This window comes from Sphingomonas sp. (assembly GCF_035555815.1).
GTDB lineage: Bacteria > Pseudomonadota > Alphaproteobacteria > Sphingomonadales > Sphingomonadaceae > Sphingomonas.
Map to the genome: position 1 here is coordinate 1 of NZ_DATMGG010000230.1, position 17425 is coordinate 17425.

Sequence of the window (17425 nt, forward strand, 5' to 3'; positions counted from 1 at the left end):
CCATCGACCAGCGGCAGCGCGGTGGCGATTGCCGCATGGGGGGCGGTGCCCAGCGCCAGCACCTGGACCAGGGCGATGCGCAGCACCATGCGCGCCTTGGCATCGTCGGGCAGGGGCTGCTTGGTCGCGCCATCGATCAGCGCGTCGAGATCGGGCAGGTGGCGCAGCGTCTCTGCGGCGATGGCGTGGGCGAGCGCGCGATCGTCGGCGCGCTCGATGCCCTGCGTCGCGTTGTGCAGCGCCTGTTCGATCGCCTGCCCCCGGCGCAGCACCGCGTCGAGCAGCCGCAATGCGGCGCGGCGGGCGGGGAAACCGGGGGGATCGGACTTGATCGCGGGCTGGGGACGGCTCATTTGGACAGCCTATGGCCCAACGACCGCCACATGTGAAACCGCCAGCCGGCTGGCCTCCGCCGAATCCGCCCGTGCCGGCACCCGAACCGCTGGTCCGCCCCGACGCCGACCCGCTCGGCCCCGACCCCGTCCGTTACGGCGATTGGGAGCGCAAGGGCGTCGCGGTCGATTTCTAGCGCGTCTCCAGCATCGCCAGCAGCTTGACCACCGTGTTCCAGTTGCGCGCGGTGTTGAGCCGGCGGTGCCGCGCGCGGGTGATCAGCGCGGCCAGCGTCGAACCGGCGATCCCGTCGGCGTAATCGACGAACAGCTCCCGGCCCGACGCGGCGATCCGCTCGGGCCCGTCGATCTCGGCACGCACCGCCGCCACCCATTCGAGCGGCACCGCGTCGCGATGGAAATGGACCAGCAGATGGTTGGGCCGCGCCGCCGCCTGCGCGGCGAACGGGTTGCCGGCAATCGTCGAGCGCAGATCCGCCGCGTCGCGCACGAGGAAGGCGGTGTCGAGCCCCAGTTGCGCCCTGGCCTGGTCCTCCAGACGCGATTCGAGCGCGGCCGCCGATGTCTCATCGCTCGAAAAGACGAGGTTGCCCGACGCCAGCAGCGTCTTGACGTCAGTGAAGCCCAACCCCTCGGCAAAGCGCCGCAAATCCGCCATCGGGAGCCTGCGGTTGCCGCCGACGTTGACGCCCTTGAGCAGCGCCGCCCAGCGCGTCATCCCTCATCCCTGAGCGGCCGGTTGAGCAGTTCCCCGACCACGTCGGACAACCGAGCGCCGTCGAGCAGCGCACACACCGCATCGCAGATCGGCATGTCGACCCCGGCCTCCGCCGCCGCCTCGCGCAGCACCGGCGCGGTAAAGGCGCCCTCGGCGACGGTCCGGCGGTCGGCGAGCAGGTCCGATGCCGCGCGGCCCTGCCCGAGGCCGACGCCGAGCGTGAAGTTGCGCGAGTTGGTCGACGAACAGGTCAGCACCAGATCACCCAGCCCCGAAAGCCCGGCCAGCGTCTCCGCCCGCCCGCCGCGCGCGACCCCGAATCGGGTCATTTCGGCGAAACCGCGCGCGATCAGCGCCGCCCGCGCGTTGAGCCCAAGTCCCGCGCCCTCGACCACGCCACAGGCGATGGCGAGCACGTTCTTCACCGCGCCGCCGATCTCCGCCCCGGTGACGTCGGCCGAGGCATAGGTGCGGAACGCCGGCGCCGCGAGGCGTTCGGCGAGGCGTTCGCGCAGATCGGCATCGTCGCACGCCAGCGTCACCGCGGTCGGCTGACCGCGCGCGACCTCATGCGCGAAGGTCGGCCCGGACAGCACCGCGATCGGCGCCGCTGGACATACGGTGTGGGCAACCTCACCGACGAGCAGGCGGCTGCCCGCTTCGATCCCCTTGGCGCAGAGCACCAGCGGCGTCGCCCCGACCGGCGCGGCGGCGAGCACGGCGCGGATGTGCTGTGCCGGCGCGACCACCAGCAGCGCGTCGCGATCACCCAGTTCGGCCAGGTCGCCGGTGGCGGTGATCGCGGGATCGAGCGCGACGCCGGGCAGGAACAGCGCGTTCTCATGGTCGCGATTGATCGAGTCGACCACCGCCGCCTCCCGCGCCCACAGCGTCACCGGTCGGCCGCCGCGCGCCGCGACCTGGGCGAGCGCGGTGCCCCACGCCCCGCCGCCGAGCACCCCGATCCTCATGCCTTCACCCCCGCGCCGCGCACCTTTTCCGCATCGCCGTCGAGCGGCCAGCGCGCCCGCGCCGGCGCATCGAGCGGATCGACCATGCCCGCCGCGAACCGTTCCGCCCCCGCCCAGGCGATCATCGCGGCGTTATCGGTGCACAGCCACAGGGGCGGCGCGACAAAGCGCAGGGCATGGTCGCGCGCGAGCCCCTCCAGCGCCGCGCGCACCGCGCCGTTGGCGGCGACCCCGCCCGCGACGACCAGCGCGGTGATCGTGGGCACCCGATTGAGGGCGCGACGCGTGCGGTCGATCAGGCAATCCACCACCGCTGCCTGGAACGACGCGGCGATATCCTCCGCGGCCCATGTCCCGGCGTCGCGCGCGCGGCTGACCGCGCTCTTCAATCCGGCGAAGGAGAAATGCGGCTCGGCCGATCCGACCAGCGGGCGCGGCAGCGGCACCGCCCGCGCATTGCCCAGCGCCGCCGCCCGCTCGACCGCCGGGCCGCCGGGAAAGCCGAGGCCGAGCAGCTTGGCGGTCTTGTCGAACGCCTCGCCCGCCGCGTCGTCGATCGTGGTGGCGAGCCGGCGATAGGCGCCGGGGCCCTCGACCAGCAGGATCTGGCAATGCCCGCCGGAAACGAGCAGCAACAGATAGGGAAAGCCGAGATCCGGATCGGCGAGTCGCGGCGACAGTGCGTGCCCTTCCAGATGGTTGACCGCGACCAGCGGCTTGCCCGACGCCAGCGCCAGCGCCTTGCCGGTGACCAGCCCGACCATCACCCCGCCGATCAGCCCCGGCCCGGCGGTGGCGGCGATGGCGTCGACGTCGGCCAGCGTCACGTCCGCTTCCGCCAGCGCCGCCTCGACCAGCGGGCCAAGCACCTCGACATGCGCGCGCGCGGCGATTTCGGGGACGACGCCGCCGAACGGGCGATGCGCCGCTTCCTGCCCGGCGAGCTTGTGCGCGAGCACGCGGCGGTCGCCGGTGACGAGCGCGGCGGCGGTTTCATCGCAGCTCGATTCAAGGCCGAGGATCAGCATCGCCGCTATGTAGCGACGGCACCCGACCTTGTCGAAGGGCCGGTGTTGGTCCAATCGCATGCGCGATGACACACATACGGCTGGGAACGCGCGGATCGCCGCTCGCGCTGGTGCAGGCGAACATGGTGCGCGACGCGCTGATCGCCGCGCACGGCTGCGCGGTCGAGATCGTCGCGGTGCGCACCACCGGCGACCGGGTGCAGGATCGCGCGCTCGCCGAAATCGGCGGCAAGGCGCTGTGGACCAAGGAGCTCGACCGCGCGCTGCTGGCCGGCGACATCGATTGCGCGGTCCATTCGATGAAGGACGTCGAGACGATCCGTCCCGCGCAAATCGCCATCGCCGCGATGCTCGAGCGCGCCGACGTGCGCGATCGGCTGGTCGGCGCCGACAGCTTCGCCGCGCTGCCGCCCGGCGCGCGGATCGGCACCAGCTCACCGCGCCGCGCCGCGCAGGTCCGCACGATCCGCCCCGATCTGGTGCCGGTACTGTTTCGCGGCAACGTCGATACGCGGCTGGCGCGGCTGGCGGCCGGTGAGGCGGAGGCGACGCTGCTGGCGGCGGCGGGCCTGACGCGACTTGGGCGCGACGATATCGGCGTGGCGATCCCGCTCGACACGATGCTGCCCGCGCCGTCGCAAGGCGCTGTGGGGATCGAGGTGCGCGCCGACGACGCCGCGATGCGCGCGCTGCTCGCGGCGATCGGCCACCGCGAGACCGAGGCCTGCGTCCTGGCGGAGCGCGCGCTGCTCGCCGCGCTCGACGCCGATTGCCATTCGCCGGTGGCGGCGTTGGCGCGGATGACGTCACAGGGCCTGTCGATCGACGCCGCGCTGTTCGCCGAGGACGGCAGCGAATCGGTGCAGCGCAGCGGCAGCGATCCGGCGGCGCTGGCGGCGGCGCTGCTGGCGGCCGCGCCACCATCGATCCGCGCGCTGTTTGGATCATGACGCGCCCGCTGGCGGTGCTGCGGCCCGAACCGGGCAACGCCGCCACCGCCGGCCGCATCGCCATGCTCGGGCTGGTCGCGATCCGGCTGCCGCTGTTCGCGGTGGCGCCGGTGGCGTGGCGCGCGCCCGATCCCACCGGCTATGACGCACTGTTGCTGACCAGTGCCAACGCACTGCGCCACGGCGGGGACGAGCTAGACCGGCTGAAGGCGTTGCCGGTCCATGCGGTCGGCGCCGCGACCGCGCGCGCGGCGGCGGACGCCGGGTTCACCGTGCGGTCGACCGGCGACGCGGGCGTGACTGACGTCATGGCGTCTGCGGGCGCGCAACGCCTGCTCCACCTCGCTGGACGCGACCGGATCGAGAGCGGCGCCGACACGATCACCGTCTATGCCAGCACCCCGCTGCCGGTGGAGCCGGACGGGCTGGCCGGCAGCGTCGCGCTGCTCCATTCGGCGCGCGCCGCGATCCGGCTGGGCGAGGTGGTGGCGGATCGCCCGACCGTCGCGGTCGCCGCGATCAGCCGCGCGGTGGCCGAGGCCGCCGGCACCGGCTGGGCGGCGGTCGCGGTCGCCGAACGGCCGACCGACGGCGCGCTGATCGCCGCCGCCCGTCGCCTCGCCGATTGACGGGGCTGGCGCCGGTGTCGATAAGTCCCGCCATGACCGACGACAGCCTGCTGCCGGCGCCCGCGCTGCCCCGTCGCAACCGATGGCCGCTGGCGATCCTGGTGTCGGCCGCCTTCGCCCTGGGCGCGATCGCGGTGATCTGGGCCGGGCCGGCGATCGAACGCTGGCGCAAGCCGGCGCCGCAGCCGATCATTGTCACGCCGTCCGCCGCGGTGCCCTCGGCGGCGGCGGCGGCCGCGCCGATCACCATCGAGGGGCTGGCCGCGCGCGAGGCCGCGCTCGACATGCAGCTGCGCAACATCGAGGCGCGCATCGGAACCGCCGATGCCGCCGCGCGCACCGCGGCCGCCAATGCCCAGCGCGCCGAGCGGCTGCTGATCGCCTTTGCCGTGCGCCGCCGGCTCGATCGCGGCCAGCCGCTGGAGGGCTATGCCCCGCTGCTGCGCACCCGATTCGGCGGCGAGGCCGGTGAGGCGGTCGCCACCGTGATCGCCGCCGGCCGCGCCCCGGTGACGCTGGAGGACCTGCGCGAGGCGCTCGACACCATCGCCCCCCGCCTGACCAGCGGCACGATCGAGGACGGCGTCGGCCGCGCGGTATGGCGTGAGGTCACCGGGCTGATCGTGCTGCGCCATGAAACGACGCCCAGCCCGCGCCCGACCGACCGGCTGGCGCGCGCGCGCCGGATGCTCGATGCCGGGCAGGTCGAGGGTGCTCGCGCCGAGGTGTCGCGGATGCCCGGCGCCCCCGCCGCCAGGAGCTGGATCGAGGCGGCGCAACGCTACATCGCCGCGCGCAACGCGCTGTCGGCGCTCGAATTCGTCGCGCTGGGCCAGCCGGCGGCGGCGGCGCCGTCCAACCCGCCGCCTGCGCCCGCCGACTGACACGACGCCACTGGCAAGACCGCATAAGGGAGAATGGGATGGCCGAGATGGGCCGCTTCGACTGGCAGGATCCTTTCGCGCTCGACGCGCAGCTGACCGACGAGGAGCGCATGGTGCGCGACGCCGCGCGATCCTATGCGCGCGACCGGCTGCTGCCGCGCGTCACCCGCGCCTTCCTCGATGAGGATTTCGATCGCGAGATCATGCGCGAGATGGGCGCGCTTGGGCTGCTCGGGCCGACCATTTCGCCGGAATATGGCGGCGCCGGGCTGGGCTATGTCGCCTATGGACTGGTCGCGCGGGAGGTCGAGGCGGTCGATTCGGGCTATCGATCGGCGATGTCGGTGCAGTCGAGCCTGGTGATGCACCCGATCCACGCCTATGGCACCCAGGCGCAGAAGCGGAAATACCTGCCCGGCCTGGCCAGCGGCGAACTGGTCGGCTGTTTCGGCCTGACCGAGCCCGACGCCGGCTCCGATCCCGGCGGGATGCGCACCCGCGCCGAAAAGACCGCGACAGGATACAGGCTGACCGGCAGCAAGATGTGGATCACCAATTCGCCGATCGCCGACGTGATGGTGGTGTGGGCCAAATCCGACGCGCACGGCGGCGGGATCAAGGGTTTCGTGCTCGAACGCGGTATGTCGGGCCTTTCGACGCCGAAGATCGAGGGAAAGCTGAGCCTGCGCGCGTCGATCACCGGCGAGATCGTGATGGACGGCGTCGAGGTCGGGGAAGACGCACTGCTGCCCGAGGTGCAGGGGCTGAAGGGGCCGTTCGGTTGCCTCAACCGCGCACGCTACGGCATCGCCTGGGGCACGATGGGCGCGGCCGAGGCGTGCATGGAGGCGGCGCGGCAATATACGCTCGACCGCCACCAGTTCGGCCGGCCGCTCGCCGCGACCCAGCTCGTCCAGCTCAAGCTCGCCAATATGGAGACCGAGATCGCGCTGGGCCTGCAGGCGGCACTGCGCGCGGGCCGCATGTTCGACGAGGGGACGCTGGCGCCCGAGGCGATCAGCATCATCAAGCGCAACAATTGCGGCAAGGCGCTCGATATCGCGCGGGTGGCGCGCGACATGCACGGCGGCAACGGCATCTCGGCCGATTTCCACGTGCTGCGCCACGCGATCAACCTGGAGACGGTCAACACCTATGAGGGGACCCATGACGTCCACGGGCTGATCCTCGGCCGGGCGATCACCGGCATCGCCGCCTTCTGAGCGGACCGGGCATGGCCGAACCCGATCGCCAGCCGACGCTCGAGGGCGAGCATGTGACGCTGCGGCCGACGCGCGCCGACGACTGGGGGGCGCTGTTCGCGGTCGCATCCGATCCACTGCTATGGGCGGTCCATCCGGCGCATGACCGGTGGCAGGAACCGGTGTTTCGCGCCTATTTCGATGGCGGGCTGGCATCGGGCGGATCGCTGACGATCGTCGACCGGGCCGATGGCACGGTGATCGGGGCGAGCCGCTACGACCATTGGAATCCGGCGCTGGACGAGATCGAGATCGGCTGGACCTATCTCGCGCGCAGCCATTGGGGCGGAGGCTATAATCGCGAGATCAAGCGCCTGATGCTCGATCACATCCACCGCGCCGTCGCCACTGCGGTGTTCACGGTGGGTGCGGATAACGTCCGCTCGCGCCGCGCGATGGAAAAGATCGGCGGCGTGCTCCGCCCCGGCACCGTCGACCGGATGATGGCCGGCGCGATGAAGCCGCACGTGATCTACGAGATCCGCCGTCCATGACCGCTCCCGCCAAACCGCTGCACGGCATCAAGGTGGTCGAGCTGGCGCGCATCCTGGCCGGCCCGTGGTGCGGCCAGCTGCTCGCCGATCTGGGCGCGGAGGTGATCAAGGTCGAGCGGCCGGGCGCCGGCGACGACACCCGTCACTGGGGCCCGCCCTTCCTGTACGATGCCGCCGGAAACAGCCTCGACGCCGCCTATTATCACTCGGCCAATCGCGGCAAATCGGGTGTCGCGATCGACATCGCCACGCCGGAGGGTCAGGCGCAGGCTCGCGCGCTGATCGCCGAAGCCGACGTGGTGATCGAGAATTATAAGGTCGGCGGGCTGGTCAAATATGGACTGGATCACGCCAGCCTCAGCGCGACCCACCCGCGCCTGATCACCTGTTCGATCACCGGATTCGGCCAGACCGGACCCTATGCCCATCGCGCCGGCTATGATTTCATCATCCAGGGCATGGGCGGGATCATGTCGCTGACCGGCGATCCCGACGGCGCGCCGCAAAAGGCGGGCATCGCCTATGCCGACATCTTCACCGGCGTCTATTCGGCGGTGGCGATCCTCGCGGCGCTGCGCCGGCGCGAGGTCGACGGGGTCGGCGCGCACATCGACATGGCGCTGCTCGACACCCAGGTGGCGGTGCTCGCCAATCAGGCGCTCAACTGGATGGCGTCGGGCAAGGTGCCGCACCGGATGGGCAACGGCCACGCCAATCTGGTGCCCTATCAGGCGTTCGCCTGCGCCGATGGCGAACTGATCATCGCGGTGGGCAATGATTCGCAATTCGCCAAATTGTGCGAGGTGCTCGGCCTTCCGCTCGCCGCCGACGAGCGCTTCGCCACCAATCCCGGCCGGGTCGCGCATCGCGACGCGCTGATCCCGCTGCTGGCGCGCGCGATCCTCGACTGGCGCAAACAGGATCTCGCCGACGCGCTGGAGGCGAAGGGCGTTCCCGCCGGATCGATCAACACCGTCGCCGAAGTGTTCGCCGATCCGCAGGTGATCGCGCGCGGAATGCGTGTGGCGCTGGATGGCGTCCCCGGCGTCGCCAGCCCGATCGTGATCGACGGTGAGCGCATGGTCGCCGACACGCCCAGCCCGCCGCGCGCCGACCGCTGACGATGCGGCGGCCGGAGGTCGCGGTCGCCGGATGCGGCATCGCGGGGCTTGCCGCCGCGCTGTTCCTCCACCGCGACGGGCATCGCGTGACGCTGTTCGAGCGATTCCCCGCGCCGCAGCCACTGGGATCGGGGTTGATGATCCAGCCGACCGGGCTGGCGGTGCTGCGCGCGCTGGGCGCAAACGCGGCGGTGCTGGCGCAGGGCGCGCGGATCGACCGGCTGGTCGGCGTCGCGGCCGACAGCGGCCGCACGGTACTCGACGTCCGCTATGCGGCGCTGCCGCGCGGCGACCGTTTCGGGATCGGCATCCACCGCGCCAGCCTGTTCGGCATCCTGTTCGATCTGGCGCGGGCGGAAGGGATCGCGATCGAGAGCGGGCGCGCGGTCGTCGGGCAGCGCGATCGGCGACTGGCCTTCGCCGACGGTACCAGCGCCGGCCCCTTCGACCTGATCGTCGACGCGCTGGGTGCGCGCAGCCCGCTGGCCGGCGCGCCGGCGACACCCCTCGCCTACGGCGCGCTGTGGGGCACCGTGCCATGGACCGACGAGGGTTTCGACGTCACCGCGCTCCAGCAACGCTATCGCGCCGCCAGCGTGATGGCGGGCGTGCTGCCGGTCGGCACCCCGCCGGGCGCCGCGACCGCGCAGGCCGCCTTCTTCTGGTCGCTGCGCGCCGACCGTCTCGATGCGTGGCGCGCACGCGGGCTGGCGGCGTGGCAGGACGACGTGGTCGCGCTGTGGCCGGCGACCGCGCCGTTGCTCGCGGCGATCGACCATCCCGACGCGCTGACATTCGCGCATTACGCCCACCGCACGCTGGCGCGGCCGGCCCAACCGGGGCTGATCCACATCGGCGACGCCTGGCATTCGACCAGTCCGCAGCTGGGGCAGGGCGCCAACATGGCACTGCTCGATGCCTATGCGCTGGCGACGGCGTTGCGGCAGGCCGATGACGTCGATGCCGCCACGGCGCAGGCGATCGCGGCACGACGCTCGCACGTCCGGCTCTACCAGGCGATGAGCCTATTGCTGACCCCGGTCTATCAATCCGACGGGCGGGCGATACCGTTCCTGCGCGACCGGCTGGTCGGCCCGCTGTCGCGCCTGTGGCCGGTGCCGTGGATTCAGGCGGCGATGGTCAGCGGACTGGTCCGCGCCCCGCTGCGCCGGCTGGGGCTCGATTAAAGCCGCGCGATCAACGCTTGCGCCGCCGCCGGATTGCGCACCTTCGCGCCCGAGATCATGAAGACGAAGGTGTCGCGCGGCATCACCGGCGCGGGATCGGAAACGCTCGCCAGGCCATCGGGCTGGCCGCCCGCCGCCCACACCCGCGCCGCGTCTGCCCAGCGATCGAGTTCGACCGGAGAATAGCCGGCCGGTTCGTCCTCGACCGCCGTTTCCAGCCGGGCATAGACCAGATCGCCGCTGATATCGGCGATCGCCGGATAATCGTCGGACTGGGCATAGACGATCGCCACCCCGGCATCGCGGCACAGCGCGACGAATTCGGGCACCGCGAAGCTTTCATGCCGCACCTGCACCGCATGGCGCAGCCGCACCCCGTCCTGACTCGCGGGCAACAGCTTGAGGAACGCGGCGAAATCGACGGCGTCGAATTTCTTGGTCGCCATGAACTGCCACAGGATCGGGCCAAGCTTGTCGCCCAGCTCGACGATGCCCTGCCCGGTGAAGCGCGCGATCGATTCGCCCGCGTCGGCCAGCACCTTGCGGTTGGTGCAGAAGCGCGAGGCCTTGAGCGCGAACACGAAGTCGTCCGGCGCGACTTTCGCCCAGCCGGCGAACGTCTCCGGCTTGAACCCGGAATAATAGGTGCCGTTGACCTCGATCGCGGTCAGCTGGCGGCTGGCATACTCCAGCTCTCGCTTGTGCGGCCATTTGTCGGGATAGAAGGTTCCGCGCCACGGCTCGAACGTCCAGCCGCCGATGCCGACGCGGATCGCGCCCGCGCCGCTCACTGGACGCGCAGCCACGTCGTCGTCTTGCAGAACAACCCGCCGATCAAACAGCCCTTACCCAGCAGCTTGCCGTCCGGCGTCACCGTCAGGCGGCCGGAAAAGGTGCTGTTGAGATCGGGGACGAACACCCTGCCCTTGTAGCTGCCGTCGCCGACCGGGCGAAATTCGCGAAAGATCTGCGTGCCGCGCAGTTGCTGCGTCCCGCCGCGCCGTGCATCGGCCTCCGCCGTCGCATCGGCCCAGCTGACCACGCCGCACACCTGATCGCCGCACGGATAGGTGCGGATATGCACGGTGTTGCGGCCGTTGCGCCACTCGCCCTGAACCGGGCCGATCGTGCTCTGCGCACCGCCCGGCGCCGCCGCCAGCGTCGCCAGCGCGGCCACCGCGATCACCAAATGCGGCCCGATCCGGCGACGAATCGCGTGCTTCATCTCTTCGGGCTCCATGCGCCGCGCGGTCACATCCTGATCCATATCGCCGCCGGATATGGCAGCGGCTCGCGGCAGCACTATGTCCGCAATGCGACGCCGGGCTGCAAAATCCCGGCTCAATCGGGGTCGCCCGTCAGGCGCAATGCCCAATCCTCCACCGCGCGCGTCGCGAGCCGCCGCTCGGCCAGGCGGCGCCAGCTGTCGGGCAGGTTCGGCAGCGCCGCCAGCGCGGCCAGCTCGCCGCGGTCGAGCGTGTCGACGTACAGCACCCGCCACACCCGCCCCAGCGTCCACGCGGGCGTCCGCCGGTCGATCAGCGCCAGCGCGTCGCCCGGCGCGACCATCCCTTCCTCGATCACGCGGTAATACCAGCCGGTGCGGCCGGTGCGCTGGACCCGCGCCGCCATGTCGGCGACGGCGAATCGGTGGTTGAGCTTCCAGCACGGCTGGCGGCCCTGGCTGACTTCGATCACCGCCCCGCCCAGGCGGAACCTGTCGCCCAGCGCGATGTCGTCCTCGGTCAGCCCGGTGGTCGAGATATTCTCGCCAAAGCCGCCCGGCCGGTCGAGCAGCGGGACGGCGCCGATCTCCTCCTGCCACGTGGGGTAATGATCGAACGGATAGTGGTGCACCGCCTTGTCCGGGCCGCCATGATGGCGTCGGTCGCCCTGGCCGTCCCCCGACAGCCCCTCACGCCCCAGATGGACCGGGACGGCGACGGGATGCTTGTCGATCCCGCTCGGCACCGATCGCGGCCCGAACGGCCGCACCGTGCCGGTCAGCAGCGCGATGAGGGGATGGGACACAGGCGAAATCCTCCCGTGGCGGCTCCGCGCCGATCGGCGCGGTCGTGTCAGTCCGTTGAAAGACTGGAGCGGGCGAAGGGATTCGAACCCTCGACCCCAACCTTGGCAAGGTTGTGCTCTACCCCTGAGCTACGCCCGCTCGGCGCCAGTCCCCCAGGCGGTGGGGGCGGGTAAGGCGGCGGCCTCTAACAGCGGTCCGCCGTCCGCGCAAGACCCGTATCGTCGCTAGCGCCACTATTGTTCGGAAGCGGTGAGGCGGAAGCCGTTCTGCACGCGACGCCACCGCGCAGATATCGGATGCCGGCACCCCGCTTTTTGGCTCATGCCGCGCACGCGAAGGTCGGCGCGCGATGGCGAAAGGGCTTGGCTTGGCCGCCCCATCCACCACATAGAGGCGCATCACCCTGAAAACATCGAGGAACGGGATTTGGCTACGCTGGGCATGACCCCCGCCGAAAAGGAAGCGGTCGAGACTTTCCGCCGCGACGTCGTCGAGCCGTCGATGACGAAGCTGGTCATCATCGATTTCTGGGCCGAATGGTGCGGGCCGTGCAAGGCGCTGGCGCCGGTTCTGGAAAAGGTCGCGGCCGATTATGCCGCCAAGGGCGTGGTGCTGGCCAAGGTCGACGTCGACGCCAACCAGTTCATCGCCGCGCAGTTCCAGGTCCGCTCGATCCCGACCGTCTATGCGATGTTCCAGGGCCAGCTCGCCGCCGACCTGACCAACGCGCGCACCGAATCGCAACTGCGGACGATCCTCGACCAGTTGCTGCGCCAGTTGCCGATCCAGAGCGAGGATGCGCAGCAGGACGCCGAGCTGGAGCCGCTGATCGCGATGGGCGAACAGGTGCTGGGCGAGGGCGATGCGGAACGCGCGCTGGCGATCTTTAATCAGCTGGCCGAGATGGCGCCGGAGCATCCTTCGGTGGCCGCTGGCCGCGCCCGCGCGCTGGTCGCCGCCGGCCGGATCGACGAAGCGGAGGCGAGTCTCGCCGCGCTGGGCGAGGAGGCGGCCAAGGCGCCCGAGGTCACTCGCGCCCGTTCGGCGATCGCGCTGGCGAAGGACGCGACGCCGGTCGCCGATCTCGCCGGGCTGGCCGCCGAGGTCGCCGCCAACCCCGACGATTATGACGCGCGGATGCGGCTCGCCGGCGGGCAGGTCGCGGCGGGCGACCGCGACGGCGCCGCCGCGACGCTGCTTGCGCTGATCGCCGCCGATCGTGAGTGGAACGACGGCGCCGCGCGCCAGCAGCTGCTCAAGCTGTTCGAAGCGGTCGGGCTGGAGGATCCCTGGGTGTCCGCGCAACGCCGCAAGCTGTCCGCGATCCTGTTCGGGTGAGCGAGGCGCCGGTCCTCACGCGGCTGTCGATCTTCCCGCTCGCCGGCGCGCTGCTGCTGCCGCGAATGCAGCTGCCGCTCCATATCTTCGAGCCGCGCTATCGCGCGCTGGTGACCGACGCGCTCGCGCGCGACCGCCGGATCGGCATGATCCAGCCGCGCGGCACCGGCACCCCACCGCCGCTGTTCGACATCGGCTGTGTCGGGCGGATCGCGGATGTCGAGGCACTGCCGGACGGCCGGTTCAACATCGTGCTGGAAGGGCTGGCGCGTTTCCGCGTCGTCCGCGAACTCGACGTCACCACCACGTTTCGCCAGGTCGAGGCCGAATTGATGACGGCGGGTGAGGTGGAATCCCTGTCCGCGATCGAACGCGCCGCGATCGAAAGCGAATCGCGCCGCTTCGCCGATGCCCAGGGCTATGCCGTCGACTGGGAGGCGGTCGCGCGGCTCGACGACGAATCGCTGGTCAACGGCATCGCCCAGATCGCGCCGTTCGACCCCGCGTCGAAACAGGCGCTGCTGGAAGCCGAAACCTTGCGTGACCGCGCGATGCTGATCGTCCAGCTGATGGTGTTCTTCGGCCGCCACGACGACGATACCGGAACGTTGCAATGACGATCGACGATCCGTGGCTGCGAGACCGGCTGGTGTGCCCGCTGACCCGCGTGCCGCTGCGTCGCGATCCGGCGACCGGGGAGCTGGTGTCGGAGGCAGCGGGATTGGCCTATCCGGTGCGCAACGGCGTTCCGGTCCTGATCGTCGAGGAAGCGCGGGCGATCCGCTAGAATCACGGCGCTATACGGTCATCCCGGTCAGCAATTTGGGCACCGCGCCCGATTCGCCGCGTGCTTCGGCCATGAACCGATCCTTGAGCGGGGGCAGCGCCTGCACCGCCGACAGCCCGAAGCGGCGCGCCGCGCGAGCGGTCTTGCCCGGGATGCCGAACAGCCGGGTCAACCCGTCCGTGGCGGCGGCGACCATGAACGTGTCGAGGCTGCGCCACCGTTCGTACCGCGCGAGCAGCTGAGCGTCGCCGGGATCGAGCCCCAGTCGCTTGCCCTCCACCAGCACCTCGACCAGCGCGGCGACGTCGCGGAAGCCGACGTTGACGCCCTGGCCCGCGATCGGGTGGATGCCGTGCGCGGCGTCGCCGACCAGCGCCAGCCGGTCGGCGGTGATCGTCGCGGCGTGGTGGAAACCGAGCGGGTGGCTGAATCGCCTGGTCAGCCGCGACAGCGGCCCGAGCACGCCGCCCATCGCCCGCTCGCATTCGGCCAGGAATCCGCGGTCGGAAAGCTTGAGCATCCCCGGCCCGGCATCGCCGCGCACCGACCACACGATCGCCGAGCGATGGCCGTCGTCATCATCCAGCAGCGGCAGGATCGCAAACGGGCCGTCGGGGTAGAAGATCTCATAGGCGACGTTGTCGTGGCTGCGCTCATGGTGGAGCGACGTGACCAGCGCGGCGTGATCGTAGCTCCAGCGCGCGACCTTCAATCCGGCGGCGTCGCGGGTCGGCGAATTGCGCCCTTCCGCCCCGACCAGCAGCGACGCCCCGACGGTGCGCCCGTCGCTCAGCGTCGCGCGGACGCCATGCGCGTCGCGGGCCACGTCGATGGCGCGGGTGTTCATTCGCACGTCGATCCGCGCCGCCGCCTGCGCCGCGCCCATCAGCGCGGCGCGCAGCCGGCGATTCTCGAACATCGTGCCCATTGCGCCGTCGTCCGGATCGGCGAGGAAATCGAGCCCGCCGGCGGCAAGGCCGTCGCTGACCCGGATCTGCTCGATCGGACAACCGAACCCGGCCAGCCGCTGACCGACGCCGATCGCCTCCAGCATCCGCATCGGCGCGCTGGCGATGGCGGAGGCGCGACCGTCGAATCCGGCCGCGAGAATCGTTTCGGGATCGGCGGGATCGACGATGATCGCCGACAGACCGTGCGCATCGAGCGCGACGCCGAGCGCGCTGCCGACCAGCCCACCGCCGAGAATGAGGACATCCGCATGTTCCATCGCCCTTGCCTAGCCCCCCGGCCTGCTGCTGCCAATGCCGGCTGCCTTGACGTCGAGTCCGCGCGAGAGGACAATAGGGGAACGCCGGCAGGTCGGCGAGGCGCCCAGGGGGACGACAGCGATGGCAACGCGCGCGGCGCCCTTTTTGTGGCGCGACACGATGAAAGCCGGTGCACGGCGATCGGGCGCGCTGATCGGCGCGCTCGCGCTGGCGATCGTCACGGTGCTGCTGGTGATCGCGCTCGCCAGCTATCATCCGGGCGATCCGTCGCTCAACACCGCCGCCGGCGGGCCGACCCGCAACCTGCTGGGCGATCCCGGCGCGGTGCTCGCCGACCTGTTGCTGGCGATCGCCGGGCCGCCGGTGGCGCTGCTGCTGCCCGCGCTGCTGGTGATCGCCGCGCGGCTGTGGCGGGATCGGCCCGCGGGTCGCTGGGTGGCGATGCTGCGCGATTGCGCGATCGCGGTGGTGCTGATGGCGACCGCGCTGGCATTCCTGTCGAGCGCGGCGGTGCTGTGGCTGCCGGCGGGCTATGGCGGTGTCGTCGGGCTGACTGTCGCCAATGCGTGCAAATGGGCGATCCGGCTGATCGGCAACGACACCGCGATCCTGTGGACGATGCGCGGCGTCGGCACCGCGTTTGGCATCGCCGGCGTGGTGCTGTGGGCGCGGGCGGTCAATCTGGAACTGCCCGAACGGCGGCTGGCGCTGCCGAACTTCCGCCGTGACGGCGCGGAGGAACCGGCGGCCGACCGTTCCGCCACCGCCGCCGCCGAACCCGTGGCAAAGCCGCAACCGCGCAAACAGGCGGTGCCGTTCGATCGCCCCGGCCCGCTGATCGCCGATCGCACGCTGGCGCCGTCGCAGGCGAAGAAGCCCGAGACCCAGCAGGGCTCGCTCGATTTCCGCGACAATTACCGCCTGCCGCCGATCGACCTGCTGACCCCGGCCCCGGCCAACGCCAAGTCGACGATCGACAAGGCGGCGCTGGAGCGCAACGCCCGGCTGCTCGAAAGCGTGCTCGACGATTTCCACGTCAAGGGATCGATCGTCGAGGTCCGCCCCGGTCCGGTGGTGACGATGTACGAACTGGAACCGGCCGCAGGCATCAAGGCGAGCCGCGTCATCCAGCTCGCCGACGACATCGCGCGCAACATGTCGGCGATCTCCGCGCGCGTCGCCACCATCCCCGGCCGCAGCGTGATCGGCATCGAATTGCCCAACGGCACGCGCGAGCCGGTCAACCTGCACGAGCTGATCGGCAGCCAGAGCTTCGAGGACCTATCGAGCGGCCTGCCGATCGTGCTGGGCAAGAACATCGCCGGCGATCCGGTCGTCGCCGATCTGGCGCCGATGCCGCACCTGCTGGTCGCGGGCACCACCGGATCGGGCAAGTCGGTCGGGCTCAACTGCATGATCCTGTCGCTGCTCTATCGGCTGACGCCCGACCAGTGCCGGTTGATCATGATCGACCCCAAGATGCTCGAGCTGAGCATCTACAAGGGCATCCCCCACCTGCTCGCCGACGTGGTGACCGAACCGGCCAAGGCGGTGCGCGCGCTCAAATGGGCGGTCGAGCAGATGGAGGAACGCTACCGGATGATGGCCTCGGTCAACGTCCGCGGCCTCGCCAGCTTCAATGAAAAGGTCCGCGCGGCGAAGGCCAAGGGGCAGAAGCTGGGGCGCAAGGTCCAGGTCGGCTACGATCCCGACACCGGCAAGCCAATGTACGAGGAGGAGACGCTCGAGCTGGCGCCGCTGCCGCAGATCGTGGTGATCGTCGACGAGCTCGCCGACCTGATGATGACCGCGGGCAAGGAGGTCGAGTTCCTGATCCAGCGGCTGGCGCAAAAGGCACGCGCCGCCGGCATCCACCTGATCATGGCGACCCAGCGCCCGTCGGTCGACGTCATCACCGGCGTGATCAAGGCCAACCTGCCCACCCGCATCAGCTTCCATGTCACCAGCAAGATCGATTCGCGCACCATCCTGGGCGAACAGGGCGCCGAACAGCTGCTGGGCAAGGGCGACATGCTCTACATGCCCGGCGGCAAGGGCGTGGCGCGCGTCCACGGCCCGTTCGTCAGCGACGAGGAGGTGCAGGCGGTCGCCGATTTCTGGCGCGGCCAGGGCGAGCCCGACTATATCGACGCGGTCACCAACGACCCGGAGGGCGACGACGGCTTCGCGATGGAGGGCGGCCCCAATGGCGACGATTCGCCCGAGGACCAGCTCTACCGCCGCGCGTGCCAGCTGGTCGCCGAAAGCCAGAAGGCGTCGACGTCGTGGCTGCAGCGCCAGCTCCGCGTCGGCTACAACAGCGCCGCGCGGCTGATCGAGCGGATGGAAAAGGACGGGCTGGTCAGCCGCCCCGACCACGTCGGCCGCCGCGAGGTGCTGATGGACCCCGACGGCCGGCCGCTCAATTAGGCACGTGCCGGG

General features: G+C 71.0%; 20 protein-coding genes and 1 tRNA gene. 12 read left to right on the top strand and 9 right to left on the bottom strand.

Features of this window, described 5'->3' with window-relative positions; genetic code table 11:
* The coding region (locus VNR91_RS13080) for a transcription antitermination factor NusB (protein ID WP_325491211.1) at positions 1–353 on the bottom strand (353 nt) is incomplete at its 3' end.
* An 11-nt stretch (positions 354–364) separates the two neighbouring features.
* Here VNR91_RS13080 and VNR91_RS13085 point away from each other — a divergent pair.
* Positions 365–529 (top strand): DUF1674 domain-containing protein, encoded by a 165-nt coding sequence (locus tag VNR91_RS13085; RefSeq protein ID WP_325491212.1) that lies wholly within the window; start codon positions 365–367, stop codon positions 527–529.
* Here the strand turns inward: VNR91_RS13085 and VNR91_RS13090 are convergent.
* From VNR91_RS13090 to tsaD, 3 genes are read right to left on the bottom strand one after another with little or no spacing between them, the layout of a single operon-like run.
* The gene (locus tag VNR91_RS13090) at positions 526–1071 is read right to left on the bottom strand and encodes a DUF1697 domain-containing protein (RefSeq protein ID WP_325491213.1); all 546 of its coding nucleotides are present in this window, start codon (positions 1069–1071) and stop codon (positions 526–528) included. The two genes, VNR91_RS13085 and VNR91_RS13090, sit on opposite strands and share 4 nt — an antisense overlap.
* Complete coding sequence (locus VNR91_RS13095) at positions 1068–2042, bottom strand: NAD(P)H-dependent glycerol-3-phosphate dehydrogenase (protein ID WP_325491214.1); 975 nt, start codon at positions 2040–2042, stop codon at positions 1068–1070. Before VNR91_RS13095 ends, VNR91_RS13090 begins: the two co-directional genes overlap by 4 nt.
* Positions 2039–3070, bottom strand: coding sequence for a tRNA (adenosine(37)-N6)-threonylcarbamoyltransferase complex transferase subunit TsaD (tsaD, locus tag VNR91_RS13100; RefSeq protein WP_325491215.1), 1032 nt, complete (start codon positions 3068–3070; stop codon positions 2039–2041). The genes VNR91_RS13095 and tsaD overlap by 4 nt, the downstream gene beginning before the upstream one ends.
* A gap of 65 nt (positions 3071–3135) precedes the next feature.
* On the opposite strand from tsaD, the gene hemC reads away from it, so the two are divergent.
* The 7 genes from hemC to VNR91_RS13135 are packed head-to-tail and all read left to right on the top strand — an operon-like array spanning position 3136 to position 9597.
* Positions 3136–4020: a hydroxymethylbilane synthase gene (gene hemC / locus VNR91_RS13105; protein ID WP_325491216.1), complete on the top strand. Its 885-nt coding sequence runs from the start codon at positions 3136–3138 to the stop codon at positions 4018–4020.
* Entirely contained in the window at positions 4017–4649 is a 633-nt protein-coding gene (locus tag VNR91_RS13110; protein ID WP_325491217.1) for a uroporphyrinogen-III synthase, read from the top strand. The genes hemC and VNR91_RS13110 overlap by 4 nt, the downstream gene beginning before the upstream one ends.
* A gap of 32 nt (positions 4650–4681) precedes the next feature.
* Entirely contained in the window at positions 4682–5533 is an 852-nt protein-coding gene (locus tag VNR91_RS13115) for a hypothetical protein (RefSeq protein WP_325491218.1), read from the top strand.
* 38 nt (positions 5534–5571) lie between these two features.
* Positions 5572–6756 (top strand): acyl-CoA dehydrogenase, encoded by a 1185-nt coding sequence (locus tag VNR91_RS13120; RefSeq protein ID WP_325491219.1) that lies wholly within the window; start codon positions 5572–5574, stop codon positions 6754–6756.
* Positions 6757–6767: 11 nt separating this feature from the next.
* Positions 6768–7289, top strand: coding sequence for a GNAT family N-acetyltransferase (locus VNR91_RS13125; protein ID WP_325491220.1), 522 nt, complete (start codon positions 6768–6770; stop codon positions 7287–7289).
* A complete protein-coding gene (locus VNR91_RS13130) occupies positions 7286–8410 on the top strand; it encodes a CaiB/BaiF CoA-transferase family protein (protein WP_325491221.1) in 1125 nt (374 codons plus the stop codon). Before VNR91_RS13125 ends, VNR91_RS13130 begins: the two co-directional genes overlap by 4 nt.
* Before the next feature lie 2 nt (positions 8411–8412).
* Positions 8413–9597 (top strand): NAD(P)/FAD-dependent oxidoreductase, encoded by a 1185-nt coding sequence (locus VNR91_RS13135; protein ID WP_325491222.1) that lies wholly within the window; start codon positions 8413–8415, stop codon positions 9595–9597.
* Here the strand turns inward: VNR91_RS13135 and VNR91_RS13140 are convergent.
* The 4 genes from VNR91_RS13140 to VNR91_RS13155 all read right to left on the bottom strand — a co-directional run bounded on the left by VNR91_RS13140 (position 9594) and on the right by VNR91_RS13155 (position 11767).
* Entirely contained in the window at positions 9594–10403 is an 810-nt protein-coding gene (locus VNR91_RS13140; RefSeq protein WP_325491223.1) for a DUF72 domain-containing protein, read from the bottom strand. The genes VNR91_RS13135 and VNR91_RS13140 overlap by 4 nt on opposite strands.
* A complete protein-coding gene (locus VNR91_RS13145) occupies positions 10385–10822 on the bottom strand; it encodes a DUF2147 domain-containing protein (RefSeq protein WP_325491224.1) in 438 nt (145 codons plus the stop codon). The genes VNR91_RS13140 and VNR91_RS13145 overlap by 19 nt, the downstream gene beginning before the upstream one ends.
* A 116-nt stretch (positions 10823–10938) precedes the next feature.
* Positions 10939–11628, bottom strand: a complete 690-nt coding sequence (locus tag VNR91_RS13150) for an MOSC domain-containing protein (protein WP_325491225.1) — start codon at positions 11626–11628, stop codon at positions 10939–10941.
* Positions 11629–11692: 64 nt separating this feature from the next.
* Positions 11693–11767: transfer RNA gene (locus VNR91_RS13155), tRNA-Gly, on the bottom strand.
* 303 nt (positions 11768–12070) lie between these two features.
* On the opposite strand from VNR91_RS13155, the gene VNR91_RS13160 reads away from it, so the two are divergent.
* Genes VNR91_RS13160 through VNR91_RS13170 form a run of 3 tightly spaced genes read left to right on the top strand, consistent with a single transcriptional unit; the run spans position 12071 to position 13754 of the window.
* Positions 12071–12967 (top strand): tetratricopeptide repeat protein, encoded by an 897-nt coding sequence (locus VNR91_RS13160; RefSeq protein ID WP_325491253.1) that lies wholly within the window; start codon positions 12071–12073, stop codon positions 12965–12967.
* A complete protein-coding gene (locus VNR91_RS13165) occupies positions 12964–13584 on the top strand; it encodes an LON peptidase substrate-binding domain-containing protein (RefSeq protein WP_325491226.1) in 621 nt (206 codons plus the stop codon). Before VNR91_RS13160 ends, VNR91_RS13165 begins: the two co-directional genes overlap by 4 nt.
* Positions 13581–13754: a Trm112 family protein gene (locus VNR91_RS13170; RefSeq protein WP_325491227.1), complete on the top strand. Its 174-nt coding sequence runs from the start codon at positions 13581–13583 to the stop codon at positions 13752–13754. Before VNR91_RS13165 ends, VNR91_RS13170 begins: the two co-directional genes overlap by 4 nt.
* Before the next feature lie 10 nt (positions 13755–13764).
* On the opposite strand, the gene VNR91_RS13175 is transcribed toward VNR91_RS13170, so the two are convergent.
* Positions 13765–14982 (bottom strand): FAD-dependent monooxygenase, encoded by a 1218-nt coding sequence (locus tag VNR91_RS13175; protein WP_325491228.1) that lies wholly within the window; start codon positions 14980–14982, stop codon positions 13765–13767.
* A 121-nt stretch (positions 14983–15103) separates the two neighbouring features.
* Here VNR91_RS13175 and VNR91_RS13180 point away from each other — a divergent pair, with 121 nt between their 5' ends.
* Positions 15104–17413 (top strand): FtsK/SpoIIIE family DNA translocase, encoded by a 2310-nt coding sequence (locus tag VNR91_RS13180; protein ID WP_325491229.1) that lies wholly within the window; start codon positions 15104–15106, stop codon positions 17411–17413.
* Positions 17414–17425: the final 12 nt, after the last annotated feature.